At 54.5% G+C, this 202-nt stretch carries 1 protein-coding gene; it reads right to left on the reverse strand.

Annotated features, from left to right (window positions below; translation table 11 throughout):
- Window positions 1-202: hypothetical protein (locus ASU00_RS26590; RefSeq protein WP_236712837.1), on the reverse strand; the 202-nt coding region annotated here is incomplete at both ends.

A 202-nucleotide genomic window follows, 5' to 3' on the forward strand; every position in this document is an offset into this window, starting at 1 on the left:
ACAAGGATTCCAAGGACCACAAGGATTCCAAGGTCCGCAAGGGTTCCAAGGTCCACAAGGATTCCAAGGTCCGCAAGGCGTTCAAGGTCCACAAGGGTTCCAGGGACCACAAGGTGCTCAAGGTCCACAAGGATTCCAAGGACCACAAGGATTCCAAGGTCCACAAGGATTCCAAGGTCCGCAAGGGTTCCAAGGTCCGCAA

It is taken from the genome of Peribacillus muralis, from assembly GCF_001439925.1.
Taxonomy (GTDB): Bacteria; Bacillota; Bacilli; order Bacillales; family DSM-1321; genus Peribacillus; species Peribacillus muralis.